We start from the raw sequence: 14797 nt of genomic DNA, 5'->3' as shown, positions 1-14797 counted from the left end.
CGAATCGTTAACGCCCGCTCGCGTTTACTTCACGTCCCATTCGTATACGTTGATGAACATGCCGAAGTCCTTCGGCTCCGCTCCCGATACTCGCTCGCTCACCGCGCCAAGCGCCTTGGTCGCATAGATCGCCGGCATCGGCACGTCCTGCGCGATGATCTTCTGCAGGTCGCTGTAGGACTGCTTGATCTTCGCCTCGTCGGTCTCGGCGGCGATCGCGTCCAGCAGCTTCTCCGCCTCGGCGTTCTTGTAGCCGCTCGGATTGCCTTCCTTGAGGAAATAGGCGATGTCCGGCAGCGGGTTGATCGGCGTCAGCGACACCGTGAGGATGCCGAGGTCATAGTCCATCTTGACGAGATTGTCGATCAGCGTCGCCAGATCCATCATCTGGATCTTCGTCTGCACGCCGGCGGCGCGCAGGTTCTCGGCGACGATGTTGGCCGCCTGCTCGAGCGTGGCGTCGCCCGACAGGACGTACAGCCGCAGCGTCTTGGCGCTGTCCCAGCCGGACTCGGCGAGCAGCGACTTGGCCTTTTCGGGATCGTAGGCGGCTGGCTGCACGCTCTCGTCGCGGTACGGGCTATAGCTGGTGAAGTAGCTGTCCACGACCTCGCCCGCGCCATGCAGCAGCTTGTCGACGATCTGCTGGCGGTTCATCGCGTAGCTGATCGCCTGGCGCTGCTTCGCGTCCGGCACGACGGCTTCGTTGATGTACATGAACTGCGTCGCCAGCGGAGCCGCCTCGACCGTGCGGATGCCCTGCAGCCCCTTGACCTTCTCGTAGTCGCCGACCGGGATGACGCCCGCCGACGGGATGTTCATGTCGATCTCGCCGCTCTGCAGCTGGGCGGTGACGGCGTTGCCCTGCAGCACCTTGAAGTTCAGCGAGTCCAGCTTCGGAGCGCCCTTGAAGTAAGCGTCGTTCGCCTCCAGGCGCACGAACTGGTCGCGGTTGTATTCGGCCAGCTTGAACGGACCGCTCGTCACGTCCGGCTTCTGCATGAAGTCGCTCTTGGCCAGCTCCTCCGGCGCGATGTCCGCAAGCGCGGACTGCGGGAGCGTGAGCAGGTTCTTGCCGATCGTATCCTGGAAAATGCTCAGCGTCGTCGGCGCCTTGACCGTCACCGTCAGCGTGCGCTCGTCCACCTTCTTGACGCCGCTGATCGCGCTCTGGCCCTCCGGCAGGAAGCCGGCGTCGTCCAATCCCTCGATGATCGCGAACAGGTAGGCCAGATTGGAGGCGACCTTCGGGTTCGTCATCAGGCCGAGCGTGAAGATGACGTCGTCCGCCGTCACCGGCTTGCCGTCGGTCCAGGCCGCTTTTTCGTTCAGCTTGATCGTGAACGTCTTGTTGTCGCTCGTCTCGATCGAGTCCGCCAGCATCGGCTTGTACTGCAGGTCGGAGTCCAGATCGACCAGCGGCGGGAACAGCAGGCTCGCGACATAGGTCGAGACGAGTCCGACCGGCGCCAGCGGGTTGATGTTGCTCGGCGCGTAGGTGACGCCTACCGTCACCGACTTGGCGCCACCGGCAGCAGGAGCCTCTGCGGACGGCTCATTGGCCGGCGCATTCGCGTTCGAGCAGGCCGATACGAGCGCGAGGCTGGCGGACAGCACCAGCGCAAGCGCCCCTTTTCCGATTCGTTTCATGTGGATGTCGACTCTCCTTCATCATTCTAATTCCGATTGAACAACTTTGATTTTATTCAGTATCCGGTTTTCTTGGACATCTTGTCAATAGAAGATAGCGAAAATTGTCGAATCCTCTTTATTTTTGGATTATATTGTCGAAACCATCCGAGCGGGAAGAAAAATCTCCCTGCTCCCGAGCGCAGGGAAGGACCGGAAGGCTGCGCGCAGCCTTCCGGTCCTTCCCGCGGCCCTCAGGCGGGCTCGGCGTTTTCAGCTCAGGCGAGCCGCTCCGACGGACTCGGCGTTTTCAGCTCAGGCGAGCCGCTCCGACGGACTCGGCGTTTCAGCTCAGGCGGCCCGCTCAGGCGGACTCGGCGTTATCAGCTCAGGCGAGCCGCTCCGACGGGCTCAGCATTTCAGCTCAGGCGAGCCGCCCCGGAGCTCACGCCCGCTCGCTTTTCCAGAGCACGTTTTTCTCCCCCGCGCGGATTTCCAGCGGCAGCCGGTTGGAGCGCGGAGGCAGCGGACAGTTGAAGGCGGGCGAAAACGCGCACGGAGGCAGGAAAGCGCGGTTGAAGTCGAGCTTCACCGGCTGGCCGTGCTCAAGCGGTCCGTCCACCAGCAGCATCCGTCCCGGTCCGTACGTCTCGGGTCCGCTCGTGCGGTCGGCGAACGTCACGATGAGCGCGTCTCCCGAGCGGAACGGCACGAGGCGGAACGTCTCCCCGTCCCTCTCCGCGACAATCTCGCCCGGCGATCCGTGCCGGCGCGTGCGGCCGTCCCGGTCTCCCTGGTGCAGGAATTCGGCCGTGCCGTCCGCGGCCGCCTCGAACCTGCCCGTCCATACGGACGCCTCGTCCTCGGGGTAGACGTCGATGCCGCCAAAGCGGGCGAGCCGCTCGGCCTGCGGATCCCACACCGCGAGCAGATGAGGCGATCCCGGCTGCGAGGTCGCGGCGGCGGCCCTTCCGTCAGGGAAATGGAGCGCCGCTCCATCCTCTTCCAGACGAATGACGCCGGCGGCCGCAGCGCCTTCCAGCCGCGCTCCGTCCTCGGGCGCGAGCTCCGCCGTCAGCCCGCCATCGGCCGGCGACCAGACGCCGGGCAGTCCTTCGATGCGCGCCGGCTCCGCCAGCTCATGCAGCGCGACCAGCGACAGGTCGCCCCGCGGGCCGGCCGCGGAATCGAGCCTCCATTGCCGCCAGGCCCGCAAATCCATCGCGCCCCTCATGGCTGCTCCGCGGCAGCCGCCGGCGCTTCCAGGCCGAGGAACCGCCTCAGCTCCGCCAGGAACGCCTCGTGCTCCTCGATGAACGGCATATGCCCGCTGCGCTCGAACACGGCCAGCTCCGAGCCAGGGATGAGCCGATGCATCTCCTCCGCCTGCGACAGCGGCGTGATCCAGTCGTAGCGCGCGCCGACGATGAGCGTCGGCATCGCGAAGCCCGGCAGGGCGGCGCGCACGTCGTACTGCGGGATGAAATGCTTGAATGTATAGTTGGCGACCTCCATCGAGCCGATCGGGCGGTTGCCGGTCTCGCGCATCACCTGCTCGTCGCGCACATGGAAGTAGAGGTCGTAGTTGACGTCCCACCAACGGATCAGATGCGCCTCGTCCTCGATCCGTCCCTCGAACAGCTCGGGAATGACGGCCAGCTGCTCCGGCGTGGCGATGCGGGAGGCGAACTCCAGCGCCGCCGGGTAGAACTCCCGGCTCGGCGCCGTGCAGATGAGCAGCAGCTTGTCCAGCGAGTCCGGGTAGCGCGCCGCGAACACCTGCGCCACCATGCCGCCGAAGGAGTGGCCGAGCAGATGGATGCGCCCGAAGCCCAGATAGCGCCGCAGCTCCTCGATATCGTCCGCCAGCTGCTCCAGCGTGCAGGTCGCCGGATCGACGCGCTCCGACTGGCCGTTGCACCGCTGGTCCAGGTAGACGATCTGCAGCCCGTCGGCCAGCGGCGTCAGCCACGGCTTGAAGTCGGAGTGGTCGCTCCCCGGTCCGCCGTGGATGGCGAACAGAGCCGGGCGGGCTTCCATGCGCTCCCCGACCGGCACGTAGCCGGAGCCCTCGATATCGAAATAAAGCCTCGTTCCGTTGATTGTCGCAAACATCTTGTCGCTTCACGATCCTTCTGCGTTATGGCTTGTGCCTCAGCCCCGGCTGAAGCAATATTCATAAATTATGTCGAATAAACACGAACCAAGTCAACTGAATCGGACGTCATCCCTAATTTTCCATATGCGCGCCCTCCAGAGCGAGCGGCCTCGCGAGCAGGATGGACGAAAAAATCCGCCCGGACCCAAGGCCCGGACGGATCAAAACCGGCTATTCCTCCTCGTGCACGACCCGCACCGCGGCCGTCGCCCGCAGCGTCGGACCGTTGTCGGAGGAGGCGATCGCCTCGCTCACGATGAGCCCCTCCGGCGCGTCATCCGGGATGCGGTACGGCAGCCGCAGCGTCTGGTCCGCCCCGATCTCGAACGACTCCGTCGTCAGCCGCAGGCCGAACAGCGGCAGCTGCAGCACGCCGTTCACGAACGGCACGTTGCCCGTGTTGGCGATGCGGACCGTGAAGACGACGGTGCCTCCGGGAGCGGCGACCTGCGGCGAGACGGATTCCGTCAGGAGCGCGTCGTTCCGGATCGCCGCCACGATCGGCACGAGCACCTGGCGGAGCGCGGTCTCATTGGAGAACGCCGTGGCGAAGCTGTCGAACACCGTTCCGCCGCGCGTCCTCGCCGGCGGCGTGAACGGTACCGTGAACGTGCGGCTGTCTCCCGGCGGCAGCACCGGAATGACGGCGGCGAACTCGGTCAGCGACTCCAGCACGCGCACCCCGGTCAGCGTTTGGCTGGAAATGTTGCGGACCGTGATCTCGATGAGCGTGCTTCCCCGGTACGGCACGGGATTGGGCGCGGCCCGGCTCGTCAGCTCCAGCAGGAAATCCGGCAAGGCGACGAGCACGGACAGCGAATCGGTCACCGGCTGCAGCTGCGCGGGCACCTCCGGAGCGGTCGCCGTCACCGTATTGACGAGCACCGTGCCCTGCCGTGTGCCCGGCGGCACCGTATAGATGAAGCTCGTCACCGCCGTCTGGCCCGGCGCCAGCGCCGGAATCGCCTGCGAATAGCCCGCCAGCGAATCCGCGACGACGATCGACGTCGCCGGACTCGGTCCGGTATTGGTGACTTCGGCGGTGAACAGGATCGGCTCTCCCGGACCGGCGACGAGCCGGTCGGACAGCTTGCGGATCGCCAGCGTCGTCTGCTGCGGCGGATCCGTCTGGACGACGGTCTGGTATGCCGCCAGCTGAGCCGGCGTCTGATCCGACGAGACGGTCAGCACGTTGTCGATGACGCTGCCGTTCGCCGCGCCCGCAGGCACGGTGATGCCGACCGTGCGGATGACGGACGCCCCGGGCGCAAGGCTCGGGACTGTCTCGGCAAAGCTCGCGGCCGGATCGGACAGCAGCACGTTCGTCTGCGTCAGCGACGTCGTATTGACGACCGTCAGCGTATAGGCGATGACATCGCCCGGAGCAGCGACGGTCCGATCCCCCGATTTGGCGATCGCAAGGCCCGCCGCCACGATGTCGACGAGCGTCGACGCTTCGGCCGGATCGGCTCCAGCCGCCGTCGCCTCCGCCAGGTTGAGCACCCTCGAGCCGAGCGGCGTCCCGACCGGAATGACATACGGCGCCTCCACCTCGACGATCTCATCCACGGCGAGCGAAGGAATCGTCTCGTCCAGGCCGGTCAGCCGATCGACGAGGCGGACCGGACCGAGCGGCACGTTGCCGAGATTGCCGACCTGGATGCGGAACACGACCGGCTGCCCCGGAGCGGCCGCGGCCGGCGAGACCGACTTGACGAGGCCGATCGCCCGCACCGCAATGACTTCGGCGGACGATTCGGCCGGCAGCGGGCTCGGCGTCTGGTCCGACGTGACGAACGCCGTGTTCATGTAGACGCCGGGCGGCGTGTTGAGCGGCACGAAATAGGTTGTCGACACCTCGCGCGCCTCTCCGGGGCGGAGGATGGGGATCGTCTCGTCGAGCAGCGTCTGGCTGTCGACGACGCGCACGTTCGTCAGCTCGACGTTGCCGAAGTTCGTGACTGTGACGACATATGTCAGCGTCTGTCCGGGACGGGCGACGTTCGGCGTTGTCGTCTTGACCGCGCTCAGCTGCGCGGCGGCCAGGATCGTCAGCGAGACGCCGACGAGCTGGGGACTCAGATTGTCGCCCTGGATGCGCGCCAGGTTCGTCAGGAAGCCGGGCGGCGTCAGCGGCGGGATGACGTACGGCCAGTTCAGCACGAACTCCTCGCCTGCGACGATGCGGTTGATGCGCTGCTCCAGGCCGAGCAGCGGATCGGTCAGCGTCAGGTTGACGAAGTCGACGTTGCCGAGGTTGCGCGCCCGGATCGTGAAGATGACCGTGTCGCCCGGCGAAGCCTGCGCGCGGTCGACCGACTTGGTGAACAGCAGCGAGGGCGCCTCGGAGACGAGCACGTCGTAGCTCGCCGTCTTGGGAGCGAGATCCTGCGGCTGGACGGTCGCCGTATTGGTCAGTACGCCGGGCGGAGCCTGCGCCGGAATCGTGTACGTTCCCGCGACGGCCTCGCTCTGGCCCGGATCGAGCTGCGGCAGCGTCGTGCTGATGCCGATCAGCGGGTCGTTTACGGCGATGTTCGTGATCGGGTAATTCCCCGTATTGGTCACGACGATGGAGAACTGCACCGTATCGCCCGGCGAAGCCTCGTTGCGGTCGCCCGTCTTGACGACGTCGAACGTCAGCAGGCCGAGGGCGGTAATGACGACGCGCCCGTCGCCTGCCTGCACGCCGGCCGTCGTCTCCGCATCGTAAGCGGTGCCGAGAAAAGAGGAACCGCCGCCTGCGGAGCCGTCGTTGCCGTTGCCCGCACCGCTGGCGCCGCCGCCATAAAAGCCGCCGCCTCCCCCTCCGCCGCCTTCAAAGCGATTCCCCGTGCCGCTGCCGCCTTGGCCGAGGACTCCCGGCGTACCGCTGTTGCTCCCTCCGACTCCTCCCGCTCCGCCGGCCGTCTGCGTGCCGCCCTTGCCCGGCGCGACTGTATCGTCGCCCGTGCCGGAAGCGCCCTGCAGGCCGCCTCCGGCAGCTCCCCGAAAGCCCTGCGTAGGACTGGTCAAGGTTCCGACGCCGCCTCCCCCTCCGGCGCCGATCAGGATGCGGTTCGCCAGCGTGCTCCCGCCTTGCCGCACGTCGCTGGCTCCTCCGCCCCCGCCGCCCGAGGCGGAATTGTCGAAGCCGGGTCCGCCGTTCCCGCCGCCGTTGAAGCCTCCCGCCGTCGCCGGCCCGTTCAGCCGGCCGTCCTCGCCTTTTCCGCCGACAGCCACGACGAGCGGCTCGCCGGGCGTCACCCGAAACGTGCCGGCGGCGTAGCCACCATTTCCGCCGATGCCCTGCGTCGTGGCCGTCCCGCCCTGCGCGCCCCAGCATTCGATCCGAATCACGCCTACGTCGCCCGGCACGTTCCATGTCTGCTGCGCTCCTGTGAAGTTAAATACGAACTGCTCTCCGATCGCCGTCATTCGCGCCCATCCCCCCTTGTCCCGGCCGCTCGCGGGCCGAACATCTTCCTATGCGTATGATGAAGGCGGGTTGGCCTAGTACGGCAGTCGGGGAATCGCGCGCCTCGGCGTCAGCGGCCGGCTCACTTGATCCGGAACGTCCTCGCGCCGAGACGGCTTACGAGCCCTAGCGCCGCCGCGGCATACAGCGCCAGCAGCAGGGCGGAGCCGGCCGCCAGCGCCGGCAGCTCCGGCCGCAGCAGCAGCACGAGCCAGCAGCCCGCCGAGAGCGCCATGTTGACGAAGTGGAACAGCGGGTTTTTGGCGTCCAGCTCGGTCGAATACGGCTGGAGCAAATAGTAGAGCGCCAGATGATGGACCGAGAACAGCAGCGCCAGCGACAGCACGAGCGCCCAGAGCAGCAGTAGCTCTTCGAGCGGCAAGGCGGCTCCCGCGACGGCCGCGGCGGCCGTCAGCGCGGCGGCCGCGGCCGCTCCCGTCAGCAGGTTCATGGCGGCCAGGCGGACCAGGCGCAGGCGGAAATGCTTGGGCGCCGCAGCCCGGTAAAAGGCGTACCGCATCAGCGGCATGTCGCAGTTGTAGAACAGCGCCCGGCAGATCCGCTCTCCGACGGAGAGCAGGTACAGGCCGAACGGCAGGTACACGGCCAGCGAGGCCGGGTCCCATGAGCCGGGCTGCGGACGCAGCACGGCCAGCACGGCGCAGCCGGCCGCTCCCGCTCCCGCCACGATGGCGAGCCGCACCAGGAGGGGACGGCGGACGAGCCGGCGATGCCGGGAAAAGAACAGCGCGTTCAGATAAGCATAGCCGCTCGAGCCCGAGGCGCTGCCGCCCCGATCCGGTCCAGGCTCGCCGAGATCGTCCTGCTTGACGGCCACATCCGCCTTTTTCGCTTCCGCCATCATCCGCCCGAGATCGAGCAGCGGATCGTCCCGGCGGGTCGCCGCCTCGACCGCCTCGCGGTAGCGGGGATAGCGGGCGAGCCGCCAGACTGCGGCTGCGCCGAGCAAGGCGATGAGCGCGGCCAGGAGCGCCGCAGGCAGGGCAGGCAGCCGCAGGTCCGGCGCCAGGCCGAGCAGCGGCGGGCCATAGGCGAGAGCGAGTCCGACGAGGATCGACGCCCAGATGAGGCCGTTCTTTTTGATCAGCACGATCCCGGTCCGCTCGAACAGCAGCAGATGCCCGTACTCGGCCGCGAGCCGCCACATCGTGATCGACAGCGCCAGCAGCGCCCCGCCGAGCATGGAGCCGCCGACGAGCGGGAGCAGGACGGCGAGCGCGATCAGGAACGACAGGAAAAAGACGACGTATCGGTACGTCAGCGTCGCCTTCATGTAGAGCTCTCCGGGAATCCGCATCAGCTTGACCGCGACGAACTTGTCCCGCTTCGGCTCGAGCACCCGCGCGTTCCACAAGCAGGCGGTGAAGAAGCTGAGCGGCAGCAGGATCGCCAGCGCGGACGGCAGCAGATCCGCCGCATGCCCGGCCTCCCGCATCCAAAGCGCAGGGAGCACGACGCAGAGGCCGACATAGATCAGCTTGTTCGCGACCGCCCACAGCAGCTCCAGCACGATCGCCGCCCAGGAGGCGGCGCGCTTCCAGCCGCGCCGGGCATAGAGCGATTCGGGCACGCGGGAGCCGATCCACGGCAGCCGCCGCATGTAATAGACGAGGCGGTTGGCGAACGAAGCGACCTGGATGGCCCGCAGCAGCCGGTAGACGCTACTCATCGGCCGGTCCGTCCTGCAGCAGCTCTACGACCTGCCGCTCGAACTCCGGACTGCGCAGCAGCTCGGACTGCACGGAGGACAGCGAGCCTTGGTTCAGCACGACGAGCTCGTCGCACAGGTCGGTAGCCAGCTGCAGGATATGGGTGGAGAAGATGAGGATATGATCCTGCTTCATCTCCCGCAGCATCTGCTTCATCTCCAGCGCCACGATGACGTCGAAGGAGGTGAGCGGCTCGTCGAGCAGGATGACCGGAGGCTTGGCGATGAAGAAGAGCAGCATCTGCACCTTGTTCTTCATCCCATGCGAATAGCCCTTGATGAGGCGATGCCGGTCCTGGCCGTCGAAGCGCATCCGGTCGAACCAGGCATCGATGTCCACGCCTTCCGTCCGCCGGTCCGGATTCGCTTCGAGGTAAAACTTCACGAACTCGTACCCGGTCAGAAACTCGGGCAGGATCGGCAGCGAGTAGACGTAGCCGACATCCGTCTCGCGCAGCTCCCGCCTGCCGCCGTCCTCTTCCTCCAGATACGCTTTCCCGCCGTCCGTCTTCAGCTCGCGGCTGAGGCTGTTGAACAGCGTCGTCTTGCCGGCCCCGTTCCGTCCGAGCAGGCCGTAGATCTTGCCTTTCTCGAACGAGTACGATACTTCCCGCAGCACCGGCTTGCCGTCGAACGTCTTGCTGATCCGCTCCAGAATGAGCTTCACGTCGATCCCTCCTTCAAGGTTCTGATCGTCTGCATACGCAAGAGCGGCGCCCGGCGATGCAGAAAACGAGGCCGGAAACGGAAACAGCCGCACTCCCCTGCAGGGGAGTGCGGCTGTTGAACGCGCTCGGCTTAAAGCTTAGCTTACTCCGGGAACTCGGCCGGCACCGGCTTCGCCTCGTCCTGCTTGCCGGTTTTGCGGCCCGACAGGAACCAGCCGCCTACGGCGACGGCGACGAGCACGCCGTAGAAGATGAGCTTCCAGCCGGTCGACTCGGCAAAGTCATGCGGGATGACATGCAGCGAAGGATGCGCCAGCGTGTGAACCGCCAGCTTGACGCCGACCCAGCCGACGATGACGAAGGCCGCGATCTCGAGCGAAGGCCGCGCCTCCAGCAGCTTCACGAAGGCATTGGCCGCGAAGCGCATGATCAGCAGGCCGATGAATCCGCCCAGGAAGATGACGGCGAAGTGGCCTCCGTCCATGCCGCCGATTTGCGGCAGCGGCGTCTCCGGCAAGGCGACGGCGAGCGCGACGGCAGCGAGGATCGAGTCGACCGCGAAGGCGATGTCCGCCAGCTCGACCTTGATGACGGTGCCCCAGAAGCCGGATTTTTTCGGCTCGGCGGCCGTATGCGGCTCGACTTCCTGCTTCGCTCTCTTGACGATCACCTTGCGGTAGATGTGGTTGGCGGCGATGAACAGCAGATAGAGCGCGCCGATCGCCTGCACCTGCCAGACGTCGACCAGGAACGAGATGATGAACAGCGACGCGAAGCGGAACACGAACGCCCCCGCCAAGCCGTAGAACAAAGCCTTCTTCCTTTGCTGTTCCGGCAGATGCTTGACCATGATGGCCAGCACGAGCGCGTTGTCCGCCGCGAGCAGGCCCTCCAGCGCGATCAGGACGAGCAGCACCCATCCGTACTCCATCAGCAATGCGAAATCCATGTCCTTTCCTCCTTTGAATGAAATCGGATGTGCCCGGAAGAATGCAAAAAGACCCTTGCCGATGAGGAAACAGCCTCATGGACAAAGGTCTCACCAACAGCGCCGAATTATGCGGCGCTGCCAATAAAGCCGGAGAGCTCGCGCTCTCGGATTGACGACTTTACTGTACCAGTTACTCCCCTTCGGAGTCTTATGCGATTAGGCCGAGCGTTGCAATCAGAACGGTATACGCGCGCTTGCAGAGCTTGGTTTCACTTCTTGCGAAAAAAAAGATTCTCTTCTTTCTACCCGCGGTCCGGGACGCCTAAACCGGGGGGCGTCACCTCTGTCTGGGCGGGCGCATACGCTAGGCTATGCCCAGAAAACGGAGGTCATGCCCATGCATCCGTACGACTCCGCGCCAACGCCGGCACCGACGCGCGTGTACCACTGCGAGTCCGACCATCATGAAACGCTGCTCGGCGTCAAGCAGCGCCTGCAGGCGCTGTGCGCAGAGCACGCCTACCGCCTCGTCAAGGTCGAGACGATGGACGGCGACGTCTACGAGGGGAAGATCGTGCTGTGCGACCGCAGCATCATGTTCCTGCAGCTGTCGAACGAAGGCCTCAGCCGCGCGTTCCTGCCCGGCCCGCCGAATCCGTACTTCTACAACAACGTCATCCTGCCGCTCGTCCTGTTCGACCTGCTGGCCATCACGCTGATCTAAAGGAGGAAGTTGCATGGCGCTATTGTTTCCCCCCAACCAGCCGGGCGGCCTCGGCGGCCTGTTCCCGGGCACGCCGGGTCCGCCTCCATTCCCCGGAGGCGGAGGCGGCTTCCCTGGACCGCCTCCCGGACCGGGTCCAGGCGGCTTCCCCGGTGCTGGCGGAGGCTTCCCGGGACCTGGCGGAATGCCGGGCGGGCCGGGCGGCGGACCGCAGCCGCCGTCCTCGCCGCCGCCGCAGGCGATTCCGATCAAGCCGCTGACGGCGGGAGCGCTGGCGATCGACCCCGGCGCCATCTCCGGCTGCGTGCTGCGCTACACCTACGTCTGGCCGTCGAACGGCCCCGGCTTCTGGTTCTATCCGGTGTTCGTCGGCCGCACCTCGGTGTCCGGCTTCCGCTGGAACGGCCTGTTCTGGATGTTCTCCGGCCTCGACCTGAGCCGCATCGACTCGTTCAGCTGCTATTGACCGAGGCAGCCCTGCCTTTCGCAAAAGCCCCCGTCTGCCGGCGCTCGCCGGCGACGGGGGCTTTTGCCGCCGTCCGAAAAGAGAGCGCCGAAATTGCGGCCGCATCGGGCGCCCGTTCAAAAGGAGAGAAGGCGGGGTCATTCCTGCCGCCCCTCTTTTTCGTGAGCCGAGTCAAGCAGGCTCTGCAAGCATGCGATCCCCCGCATCTGCTCGACGAGCACCCCGTCCAGGTAATGAAGGGACTGAAGCGCAATTTCCTTGGCCTGCGCCGCGTCATGGTTGTCGAGCTCGGACAGGACCTTGCGAACGACATCCAGGGAATAGACGACTCGTTGAACCGTGCGGATGACGAGCAGCTTGCGGATGTCCGAGGGGCGATAGATGCGGAACCCGTTGTCGGGCCGGCGCTCGGGCCGAATCAGTCCTTCCTTCTCCCAATGCCGAATGGCGGAAGCGGATACCTTCGCTTCCTCGGCGGCTTCTCCGATCGTATACGAGCTTTTACCGCCGCGCAGGGACGGTTCATGCAGCGCTTGGAGATCAAGCATCTCCACCGTTCTTTGGACCGTTTCCTTCTCCGCATGGAGGCGGACTTGGGCCTCGTTGAGCAGCCACAGGACATCCAGCTTCTTTCCCTGCTGGACGAGCGGCATGATGCGCCGGACCAGCTCCATGCCGAATCCGGGAATCAACGCGCGGATGCATTGAAAATAGGCTTCATGTTCCCGGGTGTAGACGCGATACCCGCTTGCCGATCTCTCGATCCGAGGGACGAGCCCCCAGGCTTCGTAATGCCGCAGCGCGCTCGTGCTGATATTCAGGCTCCGGGCGATGTCGATTCCTCTCATCCCGCCTCCTCCTCCCCCTATCATGGAAGGTTCAAGCATATGACGGCTTTACAGTCGTTTTTCCAGGCAGCACCGGATTTAAACCCGACCTACCTTAGCATTTGCACCAATAGTATACGATGGAAGTACATTCTCTTCAAAGGAAGGTGCCGATCCCCATGAACAAGATCATCCCCATTTTGCCTTGCCCGTCTCTGAAGGATCAAATTTCCTTTTACGAAAAGCTGGGCTTCACCCTGGCCTACATCTCCCCTCGTCCCCATTCCTACGCGGTGCTCCGGCTCGGATCGCTCGAGCTGCACTTTTATGGAAGCAAGAAGACGGTCCCGAGCGAAAATCCTCAGATGTGCTATGTACAAGTCGATGAAGTCGATCTCGTCTATGAGCAGTTCACAAGCTCGATAAAAATGGCCTTGGGCAAAATTCCTCGAACCGGCGTCCCTAGAATTTCCAAAATGAAGCACTTGAAGGAGGATCGGCGGTTCATGATGACGGATATGGGGGGAAACACGCTCTTCATCGGGACGCCGAACGAGGAGCTGCACGAATCTCCCGCCTTTTTCCGGAACCTTGCCAGCGATGAGCATGCCCACTCCTTCGGCATCCTTTACGATTTGATGTATTCCAAGGAGGATGTCTCCTCCGCCTCTGCCATGCTGCAGAAGTTTTTTCCGTCAGATCTGACGTCGATGGAGGTCGAGGAGCTCGATCTGGCCAAGCTGTTGCTGGTGGCGATGGATATCCAGCTGCACCAGCACCAAGCTGCAGATCCGCGGCTCGGCGACAAGCTCGACGAGCTGATCGCCGCTCATGGAACCGATTCGGCAGATTGGAACCGGATCTCCCGGCAGCGGTCCATCCTGGACGAGAAGTAAGGCCCGCTGCTGATTCCTCCCCCGCCCGTTCGGGTACAATGAGGGCAAACCGTCTTCTCCTGCCTGTCCGGCGGAGCGGACTAGGAGGAGATCGATTTGCTGACGACCCTGCATCGAAAAGGACTCGGGACGGCCGCCGCCGTCCTGCTGCTTTGCGGCTGCGCCCCGTCCGAGCAGCTGCGGCAGGACGGAGGAGCCGCGCCGCCTGCCAGCTCGTCCGGAGCCATACCTTCCGCCGCGCCGCCCTCGGAGGCGGCGGAAAGCGCGGATCGCTTTCCCTATGAGCCGACCGTCCTCGCAGAAGGATTGGACCTGCCGTGGGAGATCGCCCTTGCTCCGGACGGCCGCATCTTCTTCACCGAGCGCCCGGGAGCGCTGCGGGTCATCGAGGATGGCCGGCTCCGCGAGGAGCCGCTGCTGGAGGTCGAAGGTCCGGATGGAGGAGAAGGCGGCTTGCTCGGCCTCGCTCTTGATCCGGCTTTTGCCGACAACGGCTACGCCTACGCCTACCACTCCTACGAAGAGCAGGGCCGCATCCTGAACCGCGTGCTGCGCCTGCGCATCGAAGGCGGCAAGGCGGCCATCGACCAGGTGCTGCTCGATTCGATTCCGGGAGCGGTCAATCATAACGGCGGCCGGCTGCGCTTCGGCCCGGACGGCATGCTGTACGCGACGACCGGCGACGCGTCCGAGCCGGAGCTGGCGCAGGATCCGGACAGCCTGGCCGGCAAGATCCTCCGGCTGCAGCCGGACGGGTCGGTTCCGGCGGACAACCCTTTTCCCGGATCGCCGGTCTACAGCCTCGGCCACCGCAACCCGCAGGGCCTCGCCTGGCATCCAGAGAGCGGCGAGCTGTACAGCTCCGAGCACGGCCAATCGGCGCATGACGAGATCAACCGCATCCGCCCCGGCGCCAACTACGGCTGGCCGGACGTGGAGGGCGACGAGAGCGGCGAGGCCGCAGACGGCCAGCCGCTGCAGGTTCCGGCCGCGCATAGCGGCGACGAGACGTGGGCTCCGTCGGGCATGGCCTTCCTGACAGACGGGCCGTGGAAGGGCCGGCTGCTCGTCTCCGCGCTGCGGGGAGAGCGGCTGCTGCAGGCTTCCCTTGCGGCGGACGGAAGCGTATCGTCGATCGAGCCTTTCTTCGAAGGAGAGTGGGGCCGGCTGCGCTCGATCGTCGAAGCCCCGGACGGCACGCTGTACGTGCTGACGAGCAACCGGTCGCGCGGCAACCCGGCGGACAACGACGACCGGATCGTCGCGCTCGTTCCGCAGCCGTCGCCATCGCCGTGACGATCGCTACAAGGCG

The 14797-nt window shown here is 65.5% G+C and carries 12 protein-coding genes; 4 read left to right on the top strand and 8 right to left on the bottom strand.

What is annotated here, in order from left to right; genetic code table 11:
* Positions 1 to 24 precede the first annotated feature (24 nt).
* The 7 genes from NYE40_RS00935 to NYE40_RS00905 form a co-directional block, all read right to left on the bottom strand.
* Positions 25 to 1650, bottom strand: a complete 1626-nt coding sequence (locus NYE40_RS00935; RefSeq protein WP_028600685.1) for an ABC transporter substrate-binding protein — start codon at positions 1648 to 1650, stop codon at positions 25 to 27.
* A 424-nt stretch (positions 1651 to 2074) separates the two neighbouring features.
* Positions 2075 to 2851, bottom strand: coding sequence for a DUF1684 domain-containing protein (locus NYE40_RS00930; protein WP_164820124.1), 777 nt, complete (start codon positions 2849 to 2851; stop codon positions 2075 to 2077).
* Positions 2852 to 2859: 8 nt separating this feature from the next.
* A complete protein-coding gene (locus NYE40_RS00925; protein WP_028600686.1) occupies positions 2860 to 3744 on the bottom strand; it encodes an alpha/beta fold hydrolase in 885 nt (294 codons plus the stop codon).
* 214 nt (positions 3745 to 3958) lie between these two features.
* Complete coding sequence (locus NYE40_RS00920) at positions 3959 to 7204, bottom strand: glycine-rich protein (protein WP_028600687.1); 3246 nt, start codon at positions 7202 to 7204, stop codon at positions 3959 to 3961.
* A gap of 122 nt (positions 7205 to 7326) precedes the next feature.
* The gene (locus NYE40_RS00915; RefSeq protein WP_028600688.1) at positions 7327 to 8934 is read right to left on the bottom strand and encodes a hypothetical protein; all 1608 of its coding nucleotides are present in this window, start codon (positions 8932 to 8934) and stop codon (positions 7327 to 7329) included.
* Positions 8927 to 9640, bottom strand: coding sequence for an ABC transporter ATP-binding protein (locus NYE40_RS00910; RefSeq protein WP_028600689.1), 714 nt, complete (start codon positions 9638 to 9640; stop codon positions 8927 to 8929). The genes NYE40_RS00915 and NYE40_RS00910 overlap by 8 nt, the downstream gene beginning before the upstream one ends.
* Before the next feature lie 143 nt (positions 9641 to 9783).
* Positions 9784 to 10590, bottom strand: coding sequence for a TerC family protein (locus NYE40_RS00905; protein ID WP_028600690.1), 807 nt, complete (start codon positions 10588 to 10590; stop codon positions 9784 to 9786).
* A 379-nt stretch (positions 10591 to 10969) separates the two neighbouring features.
* On the opposite strand from NYE40_RS00905, the gene NYE40_RS00900 reads away from it, so the two are divergent.
* Together NYE40_RS00900 and NYE40_RS00895 are read left to right on the top strand one after the other, a co-directional pair.
* The gene (locus tag NYE40_RS00900; protein WP_052333655.1) at positions 10970 to 11296 is read left to right on the top strand and encodes a hypothetical protein; all 327 of its coding nucleotides are present in this window, start codon (positions 10970 to 10972) and stop codon (positions 11294 to 11296) included.
* A gap of 13 nt (positions 11297 to 11309) precedes the next feature.
* On the top strand, positions 11310 to 11762 hold the full coding sequence (locus NYE40_RS00895) for a hypothetical protein (RefSeq protein WP_028600692.1): 453 nt from the start codon (positions 11310 to 11312) through the stop codon (positions 11760 to 11762).
* A gap of 137 nt (positions 11763 to 11899) precedes the next feature.
* Here the strand turns inward: NYE40_RS00895 and NYE40_RS00890 are convergent, their stop codons facing one another.
* A complete protein-coding gene (locus NYE40_RS00890; protein ID WP_028600693.1) occupies positions 11900 to 12610 on the bottom strand; it encodes a MerR family transcriptional regulator in 711 nt (236 codons plus the stop codon).
* Between the two features lie 158 nt (positions 12611 to 12768).
* Between NYE40_RS00890 and NYE40_RS00885 the strand changes: the two genes are divergently transcribed.
* Both NYE40_RS00885 and NYE40_RS00880 read left to right on the top strand, forming a co-directional pair.
* Positions 12769 to 13485 carry a hypothetical protein gene (locus NYE40_RS00885; RefSeq protein ID WP_052333656.1) on the top strand — a complete coding sequence of 239 codons (717 nt, stop codon included), beginning with the start codon at positions 12769 to 12771 and terminating at the stop codon, positions 13483 to 13485.
* A 96-nt stretch (positions 13486 to 13581) separates the two neighbouring features.
* Positions 13582 to 14781 carry a PQQ-dependent sugar dehydrogenase gene (locus NYE40_RS00880; RefSeq protein ID WP_240479078.1) on the top strand — a complete coding sequence of 400 codons (1200 nt, stop codon included), beginning with the start codon at positions 13582 to 13584 and terminating at the stop codon, positions 14779 to 14781.
* Positions 14782 to 14797: the final 16 nt, after the last annotated feature.

The sequence above is a fragment of the Paenibacillus sp. FSL W8-1187 genome (assembly GCF_037965485.1).
GTDB lineage: Bacteria > Bacillota > Bacilli > Paenibacillales > Paenibacillaceae > Paenibacillus_O > Paenibacillus_O pasadenensis.
This window is presented reverse-complemented; position numbering and strand designations above follow the sequence as displayed.